Origin of the sequence: Dyella mobilis, from assembly GCF_016904945.1 — a bacterium.
GTDB lineage: Bacteria > Pseudomonadota > Gammaproteobacteria > Xanthomonadales > Rhodanobacteraceae > Dyella_B > Dyella_B mobilis.
The window spans coordinates 1,161,689-1,178,714 of the sequence record NZ_JADIKF010000040.1 but is presented as its reverse complement, the minus strand read 5'-3'; the positions used below and the strand labels follow the sequence as shown (position 1 = coordinate 1,178,714).

At 64.5% G+C, this 17,026-nt stretch carries 13 protein-coding genes; 8 read left to right on the top strand and 5 right to left on the bottom strand.

Annotated elements, in window-relative coordinates:
• Positions 1–17: 17 nt before the first annotated feature.
• From ISS99_RS21730 to ISS99_RS21720, 3 genes are read right to left on the bottom strand one after another with little or no spacing between them, the layout of a single operon-like run.
• Positions 18–944: an aspartate carbamoyltransferase catalytic subunit gene (locus tag ISS99_RS21730; protein WP_204633677.1), complete on the bottom strand. Its 927-nt coding sequence runs from the start codon at positions 942–944 to the stop codon at positions 18–20.
• A 42-nt stretch (positions 945–986) separates the two neighbouring features.
• Positions 987–1,418: a Holliday junction resolvase RuvX gene (gene ruvX / locus ISS99_RS21725; RefSeq protein ID WP_204633676.1), complete on the bottom strand. Its 432-nt coding sequence runs from the start codon at positions 1,416–1,418 to the stop codon at positions 987–989.
• On the bottom strand, positions 1,415–1,984 hold the full coding sequence (locus ISS99_RS21720; protein WP_204633675.1) for a YqgE/AlgH family protein: 570 nt from the start codon (positions 1,982–1,984) through the stop codon (positions 1,415–1,417). The genes ruvX and ISS99_RS21720 overlap by 4 nt, the downstream gene beginning before the upstream one ends.
• Before the next feature lie 135 nt (positions 1,985–2,119).
• On the opposite strand from ISS99_RS21720, the gene ISS99_RS21715 reads away from it, so the two are divergent.
• Complete coding sequence (locus ISS99_RS21715) at positions 2,120–2,710, top strand: flagellar basal body-associated protein FliL (protein ID WP_204633674.1); 591 nt, start codon at positions 2,120–2,122, stop codon at positions 2,708–2,710.
• Positions 2,711–2,737: 27 nt separating this feature from the next.
• Here the strand turns inward: ISS99_RS21715 and ISS99_RS21710 are convergent, their stop codons facing one another.
• Together ISS99_RS21710 and gshB are read right to left on the bottom strand one after the other, a co-directional pair.
• Positions 2,738–3,598, bottom strand: a complete 861-nt coding sequence (locus ISS99_RS21710; RefSeq protein ID WP_204633673.1) for a TonB family protein — start codon at positions 3,596–3,598, stop codon at positions 2,738–2,740.
• Positions 3,595–4,554 carry a glutathione synthase gene (gene gshB / locus ISS99_RS21705; RefSeq protein WP_204633672.1) on the bottom strand — a complete coding sequence of 320 codons (960 nt, stop codon included), beginning with the start codon at positions 4,552–4,554 and terminating at the stop codon, positions 3,595–3,597. The genes ISS99_RS21710 and gshB overlap by 4 nt, the downstream gene beginning before the upstream one ends.
• 546 nt (positions 4,555–5,100) lie before the next feature.
• On the opposite strand from gshB, the gene pilG reads away from it, so the two are divergent.
• From pilG to ISS99_RS21670, 7 genes are all read left to right on the top strand, one after another.
• On the top strand, positions 5,101–5,460 hold the full coding sequence (gene pilG, locus ISS99_RS21700) for a twitching motility response regulator PilG (RefSeq protein WP_204634017.1): 360 nt from the start codon (positions 5,101–5,103) through the stop codon (positions 5,458–5,460).
• A 32-nt stretch (positions 5,461–5,492) separates the two neighbouring features.
• Positions 5,493–5,864 (top strand): response regulator, encoded by a 372-nt coding sequence (locus tag ISS99_RS21695; protein WP_204633671.1) that lies wholly within the window; start codon positions 5,493–5,495, stop codon positions 5,862–5,864.
• A gap of 10 nt (positions 5,865–5,874) precedes the next feature.
• Positions 5,875–6,420, top strand: a complete 546-nt coding sequence (locus ISS99_RS21690) for a chemotaxis protein CheW (RefSeq protein WP_204633670.1) — start codon at positions 5,875–5,877, stop codon at positions 6,418–6,420.
• 111 nt (positions 6,421–6,531) lie between these two features.
• Complete coding sequence (locus tag ISS99_RS21685) at positions 6,532–8,574, top strand: methyl-accepting chemotaxis protein (RefSeq protein ID WP_204633669.1); 2,043 nt, start codon at positions 6,532–6,534, stop codon at positions 8,572–8,574.
• A gap of 85 nt (positions 8,575–8,659) precedes the next feature.
• Entirely contained in the window at positions 8,660–14,845 is a 6,186-nt protein-coding gene (locus tag ISS99_RS21680; protein ID WP_204633668.1) for a FimL-related protein, read from the top strand.
• On the top strand, positions 14,838–16,544 hold the full coding sequence (locus tag ISS99_RS21675; protein WP_204633667.1) for a chemotaxis protein CheB: 1,707 nt from the start codon (positions 14,838–14,840) through the stop codon (positions 16,542–16,544). The genes ISS99_RS21680 and ISS99_RS21675 overlap by 8 nt, the downstream gene beginning before the upstream one ends.
• A complete protein-coding gene (locus ISS99_RS21670; RefSeq protein ID WP_204633666.1) occupies positions 16,541–17,017 on the top strand; it encodes a chemotaxis protein CheW in 477 nt (158 codons plus the stop codon). The genes ISS99_RS21675 and ISS99_RS21670 overlap by 4 nt, the downstream gene beginning before the upstream one ends.
• Positions 17,018–17,026 lie beyond the last annotated feature (9 nt).

Genomic DNA, 17,026 nt, shown 5'->3' with positions numbered 1-17,026 from the left:
GATGAGACACTGCGCCTTTATCGCGCCAGCATTTCGCCCAGCACGGCCATGCGCACGAAGACCCCGTTGCCCACCTGTTCCAGGATGCGCGACTGTGGTCCGTCGGCGACATCGGGCGCAATTTCCACGCCGCGGTTGATCGGTCCGGGGTGCATTACCAGGCAACCGCGCGCGGCCTTCGCCAGACGGCGGGTATCCAGGCCGTATTCGCGGAAGTAGGCGGCCTCGTCGGGCAGCTCGATGCTGGCCATGCGCTCTTTCTGCAGGCGAAGCATGATCGCCGCATCGGCGCCTTCGATGGCCTGGTCGAAGTTGTCGTAGAACTTGCAGGTGGGGAATTCGGCCTGGTCGGGCATCAGCGAGGCCGGACCACAGAGGCGGATTTCCTTGGCGCCGAGCTTGCTGAAGGCATGCACGTCCGAACGCGCCACGCGGGAGTGTTTTACGTCCCCGCAGATCACCACGGTGAGCCGGCTGAAATCCGGCCGGTGCTGGCGGATGGTCAATGCATCGAGCAGGCCCTGGGTAGGGTGCGCGCGGTTACCGTCGCCAGCGTTCACCACCGATACGCCGCTCATCGCGTGGCGCACCAGTTCGTCCGGCGTGCCCGAGACCTTGTGGCGCACGACGATCGCGTCCAGGTGCATGGCTTCGAGCGTGTGCAGGGTGTCGAACAGCTCCTCGCCCTTGGCGGTGGAAGAGAACGCGATGTCGAAGTTGATCACGTCCGCACCGAGCCGGCGCGCAGCCAGTTCGAAGGAGGTGCGCGTGCGCGTGGACGGCTCGAAGAACAAGTTGAGGATGGTACGCCCGTTGAGCAGATCCAGCTTGCGCGTGCCGTGCGCGCAGGCATCGCGCATGGTGATGGCGCGATCGAGCAGGCGCTCGATGCATTCGCGGGGCAGGTTTTCCAGCGTGGTGAGGTGGCGCAGGCGTGGAATCATGGTGACCAACTGGCTCTTGTTATTCGAGATGTGGGGAACGGTTCAAGGAACGCCGGCTGTTTCGTGCAACCAGCGCTCGAGAATCACCGCGGCGGCTTCGGCATCGATCTGCGTAGCGTCGCGGCGGCGCTTCAGCCCGGCAGCGCGCGCGTGGGCAAAGCGTTGCGAGGCTTCGCGTGAGCTGTTGCGTTCGTCGATCAGCAGCACCGGCACCTGATAGCGCTCTTGCAGGTGTTCGGCAAAGCGGCGCGCTCGCTTGCTGGCGGGCTGTTCATCGCCTTCCAGGGTGAGCGGCAGGCCGACCACCAGCGCATCGGGCTGCCATTCGCTGCGCAGCGAATCCAATGCAGGCCAATCGGGCACGTCGTCGCGCATCGCTATAGTGGTGATGCCGCGAGCGCTTGCCGTCAGCCGGTTGCCGACCGCGACGCCGATCAGTTTGCTGCCGACGTCGAAGCCGAGCGCGCAACTCATGCGTGGCCCGCGTAGCCAGGCAATTGAAGTGGGTCAACGCCGACCAGGCCGGCGGCTGCGCTCCAGCGCTCCTCCAGCGGAGTGTTGAACACCACCCGTTCGTTGGCCTCGGCAGTCAGCCAGGTGTTGTCTTTCAGCTCCTGCTCCAGCTGGCCGGCGCTCCAGCCCGAGTAGCCCAGTGCCATCAGCGCCTGTCGCGGGCCTTCGCCGGCCGCCATGGCGACCAGGATGTCGCGCGAGGTGGTTACCGACCAGTCGCCGTTGATGCGATAGCTGGATTCCCAGTGGCCGTGCTCGCGGTGCAGCACGAAGCCGCGTTCCTGCTGCACCGGTCCACCGATCAGTACCGGTGCGTCGGCCAGTTCGTGGTCGGCGCAATCGAGCTTCATTTGCGCCAGTACGTCGCCGAAGCGGTATTCGGAAAGCTGGTTGACCAGCAACCCCACTGCACCGTCTTCGTCGTGCTGGCAGACGAAGGCCACGCCGCGGGAAAACGGCGGCTCGGCCAAGCTGGGCATGGCGATCAGGAACTGTCCGGCAAGCGAGGGGGGCGTGATGGGTCGCATGATTCCATTGTAAGCGCTGGGGCCGGTTCCGTCTGCTGAACCGAAGGGATCATGACAGGCGCAGGTTATCGGAGTGTCATCTGAATGTGATTAGGATGGTCGTTCGTCCGACACTCGCGGCAAACCCGGGTTCCCATGAAGCCTTCCCGTTGGCTGGTCCTGTTCGCATCCATTCTGGCGGTTCCGACCGTGGCGATAGCCAGGCACGACCGCGCCGGCAGCGGCCTGGCCGATGCCACCGTCATGATCATTCGCCATGCCGAGAAGCCTGTAAGCGGTCCTGGGCTGACGCCGCAAGGCGAGGCGAGGGCGCAGGCGTATGTCGGGTACTTCGAGCATTTCGAGCTGGATGGAAAGCCCATGCCGCCGGATGCGCTGTACGCGACGGCCGATTCGAAATCGAGCATGCGCCCGCGCCTGACCATCGCGCCGTTGAGTCAGGCGCTGGGGCTGTCGATCGACAGCCGCTTCACCGATAAACAGACCAGGGAAATCGCGGACGCACTGCGGACCGAGGCGCACGGGAACCGCGTGCTGATCGCCTGGCACCACGGCGAGATTCCCAGGCTGATTCGCGATCTGGGCGGAAACTCGACGGCGCTGATTCCTGGCGACAAGTGGCCTTCGGATGTGTTCGGGTGGGTGGTGGTGCTGCAGTACGATCACCAGGGAAAGCTGGTTTCCTCGCAGGTGGTGCACGAACACCTGATGCCTGACGACCAGTGAGTTGCCGGCACCCAGAACGGTAGGCAATTACCGTGTCTTCAGCACATCCCCGGGCTGAAACTGCCACGTCCGCGTGATGTAGAGAATATCCACCTTTTCCTTGTTGTCCGGCGGCAGTGGAGGAAACGGCGCGCACAGCCTCACGATGGCTTCGGCCGCCTTGTCGATGATCGCGTGGCCGGAGCTTTGCGTAACGTCGATGCTGTGCACGGTGCCGTCGCGATTGAGGCCGACGGTAAGGATCACGTCGCCATGCAGATGCTGTTCGCGTGCCTGCTCGGGATAGTTGAGATTGCCCACCCGCTCGACCCGATCCACCCAGCCGCGCATATAGGCCGCGTACGCGTATTCCTTGGTGCTGGCGGAGATGAACTTCTTGTGCGGGCGCTTGGCGTACGCCTGGCTCTGATCGCGCACTTCCGCCGCAAGCTGCGCGGCCTCCTGTTCGATGCGGTCTTCGTCTGCGCTCGATGCGGTGTCGCGCGCATCTTTGGCAGTGTCGCTGTTGACGCTGAAGTCCGCGTTGCCGCTGGTGGTCAGCATGCGTTGATCGGTCGCCTGCTGTGGCGAGGGCGTGGCGGCGTCGACCTGTTGCGGCGCCGTGCCGGGCGTGGGCTTGGGTAACAAGCCGGAGATGGGCTGCGAGGGGCGCGAGGCCTTGTTGCTGTCGCCGCCGCCCTGGTTGTTGGCCTGACCGAGAAAGTCGGCCTTGTCCGGTGCTTCGTTGTTGGCCACGTTGACCAGAGTCACGTCCAGCGTAGGCAGGGCGGGACGGGTGGCGACATAGCTGATGCCGATGCCGAACAGCAGCAGGCCATGTACCAGCAGCGAGAAAATGAAAGTGGCCCCGATCTTGTTGTCGCCGGGACGGTGGGCAACGGCATTCAAACGGTTTTCTCGATCGCGTCGAACAGCAATCCGGCAATATTAAGCCCGAACTGCTTGTCCAGTTCGCGCACACAGGTCGGCGATGTGACGTTGATCTCGGTCAGGTAGTCGCCGATCACGTCCAGGCCCACGAAACGCAATCCGCGGCGGCGCAGCTCGGGGGCGACCTCGGCGGCGATCCAGCGGTCGCGCTCGCTCAGCGGCACGCCTTCGCCGCGGCCGCCGGCGGCGAGGTTGCCGCGGAATTCGTCGCCCTGCGGGATGCGCGCCAGGGCGTACGGCACCGGTTCGCCGTCGATCAGCAGGATGCGCTTGTCGCCGGCGCTGATCTGCGGGATGAATTTTTGCGCGATGGCGAATTGACGGCCTTCGCCGTGCGCGTTGCCGCCGATCAGCGTTTCCAGCATCGAGTTGAGATTCTTGTCGCCGGCCTTCACCCGGAAGATCCCGCGGCCACCCATGCCGTCCAGCGGTTTGAGCACGGCATCGCCGTGTTCGGCCACGAATTGGCGCAGTTCGGCCGGGTCCCGGGCTACCAGGGTGGGCGCCATGCACTGAGGGAACTGGGTGGTGAACAGCTTTTCGTTGCAATCGCGCAGGGCTTGCGGGCGGTTGATCACCTGCACGCCGGCGCGCTCGGCCGCTTCCAGCACCATGGTGTCGTAGATGAACTGCGCGTCGACCGGCGGGTCCTTGCGCATCAGCACGACGTCCAGGGTCCGCAGGTCGGTCCAGCGGGCCTCGCCGAGGGTGAACCAGTCGCTCGGGTCGTCCTTTACGGTCAGAGATCGCAGGCGCGCCCAGGGGGCGCCGTCGCGCAGGGCCAGGTCGCCTTGTTCCAGGTAATAAAGGTGATATCCGCGCCGGGCGGCCTCCAGCAGCATGGCGAAGGTCGTGTCCTTGGCGATCTTGATGGCGCCGATGGGGTCCATCAGCACGGCGACCGAGCGGGGCATGGGGAGTCCGGTAACCAGGGGAGGGGTGTGCATGGTCGCCGAGGAGGTCCGGGTGCGGCAAGGCGCCTCGTGCCTCGGCGAGGCGTCGGGAAAGGCGCGGATGGTCATAAATGTGCCAACTTGCGTCACACGTCCGGTCGTCGCGGGTTCCGCTGCCCAGGCCTGGCGGCGCGCCAGCCCTCCCTGGCGCGCGGGAAAAGCCGGTGCGGGGCAACGGGCGCAGTTTGCACGCCCCTTGCATGGTTCAAGATTTGACGGTGATCAAGATCACGTTTGTAAAGATCGACCAAACTACAGGGGTGGGCGCTAAGAGTGGTTGCTGTAAGCGATTTTTCCTTGACGGAAGACCGTGCAGGCAGTAAACAGCAACGACGGAGCGCCCTGACGAAGATCAGGCGTCTTAATAATGTTCTGCAGGATTTTTCATCAGCATCGGGTGGCGGCCCTTGGCCTTCATCTGCATGCCGTACCTGAGCCTGGGGCAGGCCACAGGGGGGTTAAGTGAACTTGAACGTAGGTACGAACGGCTTGGCCGGTCTGAAGGTCATGGTTATCGATGACTCCAAGACCATCCGCCGAACGGCGGAAACCTTGCTGAAAAAGGAAGGCTGCGACGTGCTGACCGCCGTCGACGGCTTCGAAGCGCTGGCCAAAATTTCTGACCAGAAACCGGCGATCATCTTCGTGGACATCATGATGCCGCGACTCGACGGTTATCAGACCTGCGCGCTGATCAAGAACAATCCGCAATTCCGATCGACGCCAGTGATCATGCTGAGCTCGAAGGACGGGCTGTTCGACAAAGCGCGCGGTCGCATCGTCGGCGCCGAGCAATATCTCACCAAGCCGTTCACTCGCGATGAACTGCTGGGTGCTATCCACCGCCATGTCACCTCCACGGTTTAACCTCCGTGAAGACAAGCTCTAAAGGGGGAGCTGTGGCCAATATTCTCATCATCGACGATTCGCCGACCGACGTGCGCGTGTTCACCACGCTGCTCGAGCGGGCGGGGCATCGGGTCGATGCCGTCAACAATGCCGAGGACGGCATCGAGCGCGTGCGTATCACGCGCCCGGATCTGGTCATCATGGACGTCATCATGCCGGGCATGAACGGCTTCCAGGCTACGCGCACGCTCACGCGCGATCCGGAAACCGCTGGCGTACCGATCGTCATCATCACCACCAAATCAATGGAAACCGACCGCGTGTGGGGCATGCGCCAGGGCGCCAAGGCTTTCATCACCAAGCCGGTGAACGAGAAAGAACTCCTCGCCTGTATCGACGAGCTGCTGCCCAAAGCGGCCTGAGGTGACGAACGTGAACGCAACAGTCGCCCAGAGCCCGTTCGAAATCCTTGCCCGCTACGAGCGTCTCTCGCTCGCGCATGCGTCCGGCACGCAGGAGCGCTTCGAGGCGCCCGGGCTGTGGCGCGGCATCGGCTACCGCTCGGGCAGTCACTTGTTCGTGAGCGGTATCGAAGAGATCAACGAACTGCTGGCCGTGCCCACGCTGACCCCGGTACCCGGCACCAAGCCGTGGCTGATGGGCGTGGCGAACGTGCGCGGCAACCTGATGCCGGTGATCGATCTGGCGCGATTCCTGTTCAGCGAACGCACCCAGCATTCCGAGCGCACGCGCCTGCTTGTGATTCGCCAGGGCAACGGCAACGTGGCGCTGATGGTGGACGAAGTATTCGGCCAGCGTACGGTGGATGTGGAACAGCGCCGCGAAGCGGAGCCGGAAGACGACCCGCGCCTGACGCGGTTTGTCGAGGACCGGGTGGAAGTGGACGGGCAGCGCCTAGCCATGTTCAGCATGGGCCGATTGGTGCGCGCGCCGGATTTTCGCCAGGCGGCGACCTGATGGGTGCGAAGGGCCGGTGCCGGATTGTGGGCCGGATAAGAGGCGAGGGGCCTCGGTATTTTCGAGCCGGCGAGCGGGTAGCCGGTGAGCTGTGACGGATGAGGTGAAAGCATGAGTACTACAGGGGGCGTCGGCAAGGAACGGATCTACACCGTTCTGTTCATCTGTCTCGTGGTGTCGATTGGTGTGGCGGTCGTGGACTTCTTCCTGCTGAACGCCAAGAACGGCGAGGATCGGCAGGCCATCGCGTTGACCACGCAGATTCAAGTGTTGTCGCAGCAGACGGCCAAGTACGCGCTGGAAGCGTCCGGCGGTAACGCCGATTCGTTTGCGGAGCTGGAAAATGCTCGCGACACCATCGATTCGGCCGTCCATCGGCTGCTTAGCGGCGACCCCAAGACGGGGATGACGCCGTATGCGGACGTCAATCCCAAGCAGACCACGCCGGCGGGCCGTGCCGTGAACAAGCTGGCGGGCGCATGGAAGTCGCTCGACGCGGATATCGGCAGGATCCTTTCCAACAAGGCGGTCGTGCTCGATTCCTCGCAGCGCGCCGACGACCTGTCCAAGCAGTTGCCGCTGCTCAACTCCAACATGGAGCAGGTGGTCAACATCCTGCAGCAGCACAAAGGCACCAGCGTCGACGAAATGCTGGGCGCCTCGCGCCAGATGGTGCTGGCTGACCGCATCATCCGTCGCGTGCAGGAGGTGCTGCAGGGCGGCGAGTCCGAGCAGGCTTCCGCCGATGGCCTGTCGCGCGACGCGCAGAGCTACGACGAAGTGCTCAAGGGCCTGCTGCAAGGCAATCAGGCCATGGGCGTGCAACAGCTGGGCGATGCCAATGCGCGCAAGATCCTGTCCCAGATGCAGGGCGACTGGGACAAGCTGAGCGACCCCGTTTCCAAGCTGGTGGCGGCTGCAAGCAACATCGCCGAAGTGAAGAGCGCCGGCAACCAGGCCTCGCTGGATTCGTCCAACGTGCTGCTGCGCGCCAACGACGTCGCCGACATGATCGGCCAGCTGCCGCTGCGCCGCTGGTTCCCGAACGTGGCGCTGGGCGTGATCTTCGCCTTGGGCGCGCTGGCCTTCGCCTGCGCCCTGGTGTTCCAGTTCTACTTCGACCAGCGCCGCCGCTTCCGCGAGAGTGCCGAGCTGAACCAGCGCAACCAGGAGGCCATCATGCGCCTGCTGGACGAAATGGGTTCGCTCGCCGAAGGCGACCTGACGGTGAAGACCACCGTGTCCGAAGACATCACGGGCGCGATCGCCGACTCGGTGAACTACGCTATCGACGAATTGCGCACCCTGGTGACGACGATCAACGAAACCTCCGAGCAGGTGTCGTCGTCGGCACAGGAAACGCAGACCACCGCACGCCATCTGGCGGATGCCGCGCAGACCCAGGCGCACCGCATCAGCAACGCCACCACCGCGATCAACCAGATCGCGACCTCGATGGACGACGTGTCGAAGAACTCCGCCGAATCAGCCGACGTGGCCGAACGCTCGGTGCAGATCGCCTCGCACGGTGCCGAGGTGGTGCGCGAAACGATCTCCGGGATGGACTCGATCCGCGACCAGATCCAGGAAACCTCCAAGCGCATCAAGCGCCTGGGCGAGTCGTCGCAGGAAATCGGCTCGATCGTGGAACTGATCAACGACATTGCCGAACAGACCAACATCCTCGCCTTGAATGCCGCCATCCAGGCGGCCTCGGCGGGTGAAGCGGGCCGCGGCTTCGCGGTGGTGGCGGACGAAGTGCAGCGACTCGCGGAACGCTCCGCGAGCGCCACGAAGCGAATCGAAACGCTGGTGCAGACGATTCAGTCCGACACCAACGAAGCGGTGAATTCGATGGAGCAGACCACCGCCGAAGTGGTGGCCGGTGCGCGCAAGGCGGAAGACGCCGGCAGCGCGCTGGGCGACATCGAGCGCGTTTCGCACGATTTGTCCGCGCTGATTCAAAACATTTCCGCCGCCGCACGTCAGCAGTCCATCGCGGCGACGGATATCTCGCAATCCATGAACGCGATCCAGGAAATCACCTCGCAGACGTCGCAGGGCGCAAGCCAGACGGCGGAATCGATTGGTTATCTGGCACAGCTGGCAAGCGATCTGCGCCGTTCGGTGGCGCACTTCAAGTTGCCGGGTTGATTCGGGTTGGCATCGGTCCACAAACAATGAGGGCAACCTCGACGGTTGCGTTGTGCGTTAGGAACGCAGCCGCTGAGGGGGGCGCATGAGACTTCAAGATCACATCGATTTCACAACCCTGCAGTGGGTCAAGCCCGAGCTTGACGAGACGCTTGCGCTCGCGCGCCAGGCGCTCGAAACCTACGTGGACAATCCCGGCGAGCGCCAGGCCATGCGCTCGTGCGCAGACAGCCTGCACCAGGTGCAAGGCACCCTGCGCATGGTCGAGCTCTACGGCGCGGCCATGGTCTCCGAGGAAATGGAAACGCTGGCCATCGCGTTGCTCGAAGACCACGTGCTGCACCGGGAAGATGCATACGCCGCGCTGATGCGCGGACTGATGCAGTTGCCCGACTATCTGGAACGCCTCTCCAGCGGCCACCGCGACGTACCCGTCGTGCTGCTGCCTCTGCTCAACGAGTTGCGTGCCAGTCGCGAGCAGGAAGCGCTCAGCGAATCGGCGCTATTTACGCCCAATCTCGATACCCCGCTGCCGGCCCAGGCGCCGGCTGCTGCCCATGCCGCCGACGCCGCGCGCCACAAAGCCGAAATCGGCGAATTGCGCCTGCGCTTCCAGCAACAGATGCTGGCCTGGTTCCGCGGCCAGGGCGAGCAGAACCAGCTTACGGCGATGCGCAAAACGCTTACCGCGATTACCGCGCGCTGCGTAACCACGCCGGGCCGCCGCCTGTGGTGGATCGCTTCGGGTGTACTGGAAGGTCTCGATCAAGGGGCGCTGAAAAATCATGCCGCGGACGTGCGCCAGTTGATCGGCCGCGTCGACCGCAGCATCCGCCAGTTGATCGAGCAAGGCGAAGACAGCCTGCAAGGTGGCGACGCCGACGATCTGTCGCGCAAGCTGCTCTACATCGTGGCGCAGTCCAAGCAACGCAGTCCGCAGATGACGTTGCTTGCGCAGACCTACAATCTCGAAGGCCTGGTGCCCGATGCCACCGAGCTCGAGCACGCCCGCGGCTCGATGGCGGGCCACAACCGCGCACTGCTGGATTCGGTGGCGCGCGCGTTGAAGGACGACCTGCTGCGCGTCAAGGAATCGCTGGACCTGTTCCTGCGCCAGGCCGACGCGGATCCCTCGCGCCTGGGCGAGCAGGCCGAAGTGCTGGAGCGCGTGGGCGATACGCTCGGCATGCTGGCGCTCAACGTGCCGCGCCGGGTGATCAACGAGCAGCGCCGCGTGCTCGAAGAAGTGGCCAACCGCCTGCGCAGCCCTGACGAAGAATCGCTGCTCGACGTGGCCGGCGCGCTGCTGTACGTGGAAGCCTCGCTGGACGATCACATCGAAAGCCTGGGAGCGGACAACGCCCCGGCCGAAGAACAATCGCCCAGCATGCTGCCGCGCAGCGAGGCGCGACACATCCTGGCCGCGCTGATGAACGAAGCCGTGGCCAACACCGGCAAGGTGAAGAACGGCATCGTGGCGTTCGTGGAGTCGGGTTGGCAGCACGAGCAGCTCGATGGCATGCCGGCCCTGATGGACGAAGTCGCCGGCGCCATGCGCATGCTCTCCTCGCCGCGCCCTGCACAGATTGCCGAAGGCGTGGGTCGCTTCATCGGCAATGAACTGTGCGTGGACCAACGCGTGCCGAGCAGCGCGCAGATGGACCAGCTCGCCGATGCGCTGGCCGCCCTGGAGTATTACCTCGAAGCCGCGCGCGAACATCGTGGCGGACTCGAACACATCCTCGACGTTGCCGAACACAGCCTCGGCGGATTGGGTTACTGGCCGCCGCCGCTGGCCAAGGCCATGCCCGAACCGGTCGAGCAGGCGCCCGCGCGTGCCGAAGCACCGGCGCCGGTCCTCAACGAGCCGGTCAGCCTGGCGCACGGCGAAGATCCGAGCGATTTGTTCCTCGGCAGCAGCGAAACGCCGGCACCGCATGCGCACGACATCACCGGCCTGCACCTGGTCGAGACCGAATCCACGTCGCACGCCTCGGCAGGCGACGGCGATGGCCATTGGATCGAGGTCGAAGAAGAAATCGAAGAGCAGGTCGCCGTGGCCGATCCGTTGGCAGCGACGGCCGGCTTCCAGGCCAGCACCGAAGGTATCGACGACGACATCCGCGAAATCTTCCTGGAAGAAATGCAGGAAGAGATCAACAACCTGCACCAGGCCCAGCACAGTTGGATGGCCGATCCCAGCCAGCTCACCGAGCTGACGCCGATCCGCCGCTCGTTCCACACGCTGAAGGGTTCCGGCCGCCTGGTCGGCGCCAGCGTGCTGGGCGAATTCTCCTGGCACATCGAGAACATGCTCAACCGCGTGTTGGATGGCACGATCCCTCCGCACGACGGCGTGCAGGCGCTGGTTGGCCATGCCATCCACGCGCTGCCGCAGCTGCTGGGGATGCTGAAGGACGGCGTGCTGCCGACGGCGCCGCTCAGCGCGATCATGCACACGGCCGATCAGCTTGCTGCCGGCGAACAGGCAGGCGTGGAGCAATTCACGACTGGCGGCAGCACCGAAACCGTGCGTCGCACCGTGCGTCGCCGGGTACCGCGCGTGGATGCCTCGATCGAAGCCATTCCGGTTGCCACCCATACCGAACATTCCGTGGCCGCTTTGCATCCGGTGGAAGCGGAGTCGGTATCGCACGTGGAATCCGTGCACGAACCGGTATTGCCGCCCGTCGATCCGGTGCTGCTGGAAATTCTACGCAGCGAAGTGGCGCAATACCTGCAGATCATCCGCAATGCAGTGACCTTCGCTGGCGACGAATTGCCGGTGGAAGACAGCCTGCTGCGTGCCGTGCACACCTTGCACGGCGCGATCGCGATGGTCGAGATTCCGCTGCTGATGCATCTGCTGTCGCCGCTGGAAAGCCTGCTCAAGCGTCTGCGCGCCGCCGGTCAACCGCTGTCGACCGAAGGCGTGCGCCTGCTTCGTCAAAGCGCCGATGTGGTTGACGAGGTGATGGCGCAGTTCGATGCGCCCCATCCGCAGCTGCCCGACGCCTCCGCGCTCATCCAGCGGCTGGAGCAATTGCGCGATCATCAGCCCGAACCGCAGATGGCGCACGTCGTGTTCGAGTCCCGCCATGCCGAGTCGGAATCCCTTGCCGGGGATTTGCATCCGGAAGAACACGCCGAACACATCGAATTCGAGCATCCTGCAAGCACCGCACACGACGCGGCGGCCGAACACGTCGAAGCGGCGTCCGCGGACGAAGACGAACCGGCCCAGGCGCCGGCTCACCACGGCGAAGAGCCGCTGGCCGATCACGACGAGGCCGATTGGCTTGCAGCGTTGTCTGCCTTTGAGCCGGGCGAAGCCGCCGAGCCGGCCAAGGAAGAAGCGAAAGATACGGTTCAGCCGCTGCAACACCGCGAACCTGCGCCCAGTGCGGAAGAGGAAGATTTCGCCGCACTGCTCGCCAGCCTCGAAGCGTTGGAGCCGGATCACCTGGCTGCCGCCGAGCCCGTCAACGAAGACGCTGCACCGGTGGAGCACAGTCTCGACATCGATCCTCTGGCCGCGAACGAGCCGGTCGAGGACGAGGCACCGAATGCACTGCTCGACGCGGTTCCGGCCGCCGAAGAGCCGGCTGCGGAAGAAAAGGCTGATACCGAAGAGGTCAGCGCCGAACAGGCACGCGTCGATGGGACTGACGTCGAAGAAGCCGGCAGCGTAGAGGCTGGTATCGAAGAAGCCGCCCATCACGAACCTGCTCCGCACGTCGAGCCCTTGCTCGATGAACCTGCGGCAGAAGTTTCAAGCGAACCCGAGCCGGTCGCGGAAGCCGATGCTACGCATCAGGCGGAACCCGCGATGGCCAGCGACGCTGTCCACGAGGCGGAAGCCGCCGCTGCACCGGAGGCTTTGCTCGGCTTCGGTCACATCGATCCGGATCTGCTGGAAATCTTCAGCGAAGAAGCGCGCGAAATCCTGGACGACGCCGACGGCATTCTGGCCAAGTGGCATGCCGAACCGGCCGAGGTTTCCCACGTGCATGGCTTGCTGCGTGCGCTGCACACCCTCAAGGGTGGCGCACGCATTGCTGGCGTCACGCCGATCGGCGATCTCAGCCACGCGATCGAAAGCCTGCTGGAGCGTTCGCACAACATCGATCCGCAGCGCACCGGTCCGCTGATCGGTACGCTCGAGGCTGCGTTCGACCAGTTGCACGGCATGACGCAGCTCGTGTCGCAAGGCAAGGGCATTGCGTACCCGCAAGCCATGATCGAGCGCCTGCAAGGCGGCACGGCGACCACTGAGGCACCGGTCGGCGAAGCTGCAGCCGAAGCGCACGTGCAAGAGCCGGTCGCCGCCGTGCGGCCTCCGCTGCCGGAGGTCGAGCTGCCTTCGCTGCTGCCCGCCGAGGAACAACTTTCCGAAGAAGCGGCACGCACCGCGCAGGAACAGATCCGTGTACGCGCCGATCTGCTCGACAGCCTCGTCAACAACGCCGGCGAGGTGGCCATCTATCGTTCGCGCCTGGAGCAGCAGGTTTCGGCCTACCGCTTCAACCTGGTCGAACTGGAACAGACGGTATCGCGTCTGCGCGGCCAGTTGCGCATGCTGGAAATCGAAACCGAAGCGCAGATCATCGCGCGCTTCCAGCGTGAACACCGCGAAGCCGGCATGAACGTGTTCGATCCGCTCGAGCTCGACCGTTTCTCCCAGTTGCAGCAGTACTCGCGTGCGCTGGCCGAATCGGTGTCGGACTTGGTCTCGATCCAGAACATGCTGGACGAACTCACCCGTCAGGCGGAAACGCTGCTGATCCAGCAGTCGCGCGTGAGTTCCGAACTGCAGGAAGGTCTGCTGCGCACCCGTATGCTGCCGTTCGACACCATGGTGCCGAACCTGCGCCGTACGCTGCGTCAGGCCGCACAGGAAGAAGGCAAGAGCGCCCAGCTGTACGTGGAAGGCGCGCACGGCGAAATGGATCGCAACCTGCTCGATCGCATCAAGGCGCCGTTCGAGCACATGTTGCGCAACGCCGTCGCGCACGGTATCGAATCGCCGGACGATCGCCGCAAATTCAACAAGCCCGAAGAAGGCGCCGTGCGCATTCGCGTGGCGCGCGAAGCCACCGAGGTGGTGGTGCGCGTCAGCGACGACGGTCGCGGCCTGGATCGCGAAGCGATCCGCAACCGCGCCATCGAGCGCGGCCTGGTGCGTTCGGAAACCCGCCTCAGCGACGACCAGTTGCTGGCCCTGATCACCCAGACCGGCTTCTCCACTGCCAGCACCGTGACCCAGCTGGCCGGTCGCGGCGTGGGCATGGACGTGGTGGCCAACGAGATCAAACAGCTCGGCGGCTCGCTGGCGATCGAATCGCGCCAGGGCGAAGGCACCACCTTCGTGCTGCGCCTGCCCTTCACCCTCGCGGTGACACAGGCGATCCTGGTACGTATCGGCGAATCCACTTTTGCCATTCCGATGACCTCGGTGCAGGGCGTGGCCCGCATCAGTCCGGACGAGCTCGCGCAGCGGATGTCGGAAGACAATCCGCAGTTCGAGTACAACGGCGAGGAATTCGGCATCCACGATCTGTCCGAACTACTGGGCCTGGCCGCCGGGCACGTAGGCGACGAAGAACAACTGCCGCTGTTGCTGACCCGTTCGGGCGACCTGCGCGCCGCGATTCGCATCGACGCCGTGATCGGTTCGCGCGAAATCGTGGTGAAGTCGGTCGGTCCGCAGGTGAGCTCGGTGCCGGGCATTCTCGGCGCCACCATCATGGGCGACGGCTCGGTGCTGGTGATTCTGGACCTGGCCCCGCTGGTGCGTCACGGCCTCAGCCGCCGCGAACAGCGGCTGGCCGAGGGCGCGTCGTATGCGACCGTCGCACCAGTGATCGAAGACGTGCGTACGCGTCCGCTGGTGATGGTGGTGGACGATTCGATCACCATGCGCAAGGTCACCGGACGCGTGCTGGAACGCCACGAATACGAAGTGGAAACCGCGAAGGACGGCCTCGACGCCATCGAGAAGCTGCACGAGCGCGTGCCCGACCTGATGCTGCTCGACATCGAAATGCCGCGCATGGACGGCTACGAACTGGCGACGCAGATGAAGGCCGATCCGCGCTTCCGCGACGTGCCGATCATCATGATCACCTCGCGTACCGGCGAAAAGCACCGCCAACGCGCTTTCGATATCGGCGTGGAGCGCTATCTCGGCAAGCCGTACCAGGAAGCCGAGCTGTTGGCGCAGATCAGCGAAGTGCTGGAGCTGCACGTGCGGGAGCCGGTGAATGAGTAAGCGCCTCGCGCTTTTTTTCGATGACGCTGAGCTGGGTGGTCTGTTGCGTACCGCGCTCTCCGAGCACGGTGCGCTGATTGCACACGAAGGCCCGCTGAGCAGCTTCGAGGAAACCAAGCTGCGCGAGACCGGCGTGGATGTGCTGGTGGTCAATCTGGATGATGCCGTCGACGATGCCACGCTCGATCGCATCTACGGGTTGATCGAATCCGGCGACATCCCGGTGGTGTTCAACGATGCGCAGGCCAGTCGCGCTCTCGAAGGCTGGGATCGCGCTCGCTGGGCCCGTCACCTGGCGGCCAAAGCGCTCGACAGCGGAACCATCGATCCGCCGCGGCCCGAGAATGCGCGGGAGATCGACACACCCGTTGCGCCACAGCCCGAAGAACAGCCGACGTGGCACGAACCGCAAGCGGAACTGCCTGCTGCAGAGCTGGAGCCGGAGACGGAACCCTCGTTGGAGCCGGTCGCGGATACGTGGACGGGCGAGCAAAGCCACGAAGCTCCCTTGGAGCATGGCGAACTTGAAGCCGAGTCGGAGACGCTGGCTGCCGAGCTGGAGGCTCTGCTCGCTTCCGGCGAAGTGGCTGAACAGGTGGAGGAGCAGTTCGGTTCCGGCCTGAAGTACAGCGCCGATGACGAGCTGCCAGCGCTGCACGATGGCCATTTCGGCTGGGAAGATCCGACCCCGGCCCCCGTCGCTGCCCCTGCGGCGAAGATTTCCGCCGAACCCGAGCCGGTAGCCGAGCTTTCCGAGCACGCCCCCGTTGCCGCCGCACCAGCGTTCCACATCAACCTGGACCATCTCTCGCTCGCCGACGTGGGCGAGGAGTTCAAGGCGCCTGAGATCGAACGCGCGACCCTGGCACAGCAGACCATGGCGCCGACCGCGCCGGAATGGGGGTTCGTGGAAGAAGACGAGACCTCGACCGAGGCTGCCAAGCCTCATCAGCCGGTTGCCCTGGAGAAAGTCAGCCCCGCCGATTTTCTCGCGCCCAAGGTCGAGTCGACGGACGAAAGCGAGGCTCCGATCGAACCGGGCATGAGCCTGGAATTGGTGTCGCTCGAAGAAGCCGTGGCGCTCAAGCACGAATACGAGCCCTACGAGACGCATCTGCACGAACTGGATACGGCATTTGCACATTTGCTGGTGCTTGGCGCTGCACGCGACAGCGAAGTTTCGTTGTCCGCCTTCCTCGGTCAATTGCCTGGCGACCTGAAGCTGCCGATCTTGCTGACCCAGCACCAGAACCAGGGTGCGGCTGAAGAATTAGCGCAGTCGCTGGCCACGCAAAGTACGTTGCCGGTGAAAGTGGCTGCAACGGGAATGCGCGTACGAGCCGGCGAAGTGCTGGTGGTGCCGCGTGGACAACAGGTGCGGATACGACGCGACGGACACCTGGAAATGGTGGCCGCGAACGAGGACAGCAGCGAACAGGCGCCTTCGATCGACAGCAGCTTCACGATGGCGGCGAACGTGTTCGGCCGCGACGCACTGGCGATCGTCTTCGCCGGCAATGCCACTGATGCGGTGGCCGGCGCGCAGGCCATTCACGACCGCGGCGGTCAGGTGTGGGTCGAATCTTCAGTCCAGGATCGCTACAGCGACATGGTCAATGGTGTGCTGGCCGAGCGGCTGGCGAGTTTTTCAGGTTCGCCGCAGGAGTTGGCGGTGCGCCTGGTCGAGGACTTCCGATGAGCGAACAACCACTACCCCGCGAAATCCGCTGCGTGCTGGTACCGGTGGGCGATCTGCGCCTGCTGCTGCCCAATGCCACCGTGGCGGAAGTGATCACGCTCGCCACGCCCGAGCCGGTTGCCGGTGCACCGGACTGGCTGGTGGGGCGCATCGCCTGGCGCGGCTGGCGCGTGCCGTTGATCTCGTTCACCAAGCTCACCGGTGCACAGGAAGGCGATACCGAACTGAGTGTGCGCGTGGCCGTGCTCAAGGCCTTGGGCGACAATCCGGAACTGCCTTTCGTGGCAGTGCTGACGCAGGGTTTCCCGCGCCTGACGACGCTCAATGCCGAGCTGATCATTCCCACGCACGACGGCAAGCCTTTGCCGCGCGGTGTGAAAGCGCAGGTGCTTGTGCGCGATGACGTGGCGATGATTCCAGACCTGGAAGGCATCGAAAGCGACGTTTACGAGTTGCTGCAGCAGGCGAGCTAAATCCAGCTC

Bases quoted from the DNA above. Each gene is read 5' to 3' on its own strand.
- ISS99_RS21730 (WP_204633677.1), bottom strand. From the start codon at position 944: ATGATTCCACGCCTGCGCCACCTCACCACGCTGGAAAACCTGCCCCGC.
- ruvX (WP_204633676.1), bottom strand. From the start codon at position 1,418: ATGAGTTGCGCGCTCGGCTTCGACGTCGGCAGCAAACTGATCGGCGTC.
- ISS99_RS21720 (WP_204633675.1), bottom strand. From the start codon at position 1,984: ATGCGACCCATCACGCCCCCCTCGCTTGCCGGACAGTTCCTGATCGCC.
- ISS99_RS21715 (WP_204633674.1), top strand. From the start codon at position 2,120: ATGAAGCCTTCCCGTTGGCTGGTCCTGTTCGCATCCATTCTGGCGGTT.
- gshB (WP_204633672.1), bottom strand. From the start codon at position 4,554: ATGCCCCGCTCGGTCGCCGTGCTGATGGACCCCATCGGCGCCATCAAG.
- pilG (WP_204634017.1), top strand. From the start codon at position 5,101: ATGGTTATCGATGACTCCAAGACCATCCGCCGAACGGCGGAAACCTTG.
- ISS99_RS21685 (WP_204633669.1), top strand. From the start codon at position 6,532: ATGAGTACTACAGGGGGCGTCGGCAAGGAACGGATCTACACCGTTCTG.
- ISS99_RS21680 (WP_204633668.1), top strand. From the start codon at position 8,660: ATGAGACTTCAAGATCACATCGATTTCACAACCCTGCAGTGGGTCAAG.
- ISS99_RS21675 (WP_204633667.1), top strand. From the start codon at position 14,838: ATGAGTAAGCGCCTCGCGCTTTTTTTCGATGACGCTGAGCTGGGTGGT.
- ISS99_RS21670 (WP_204633666.1), top strand. From the start codon at position 16,541: ATGAGCGAACAACCACTACCCCGCGAAATCCGCTGCGTGCTGGTACCG.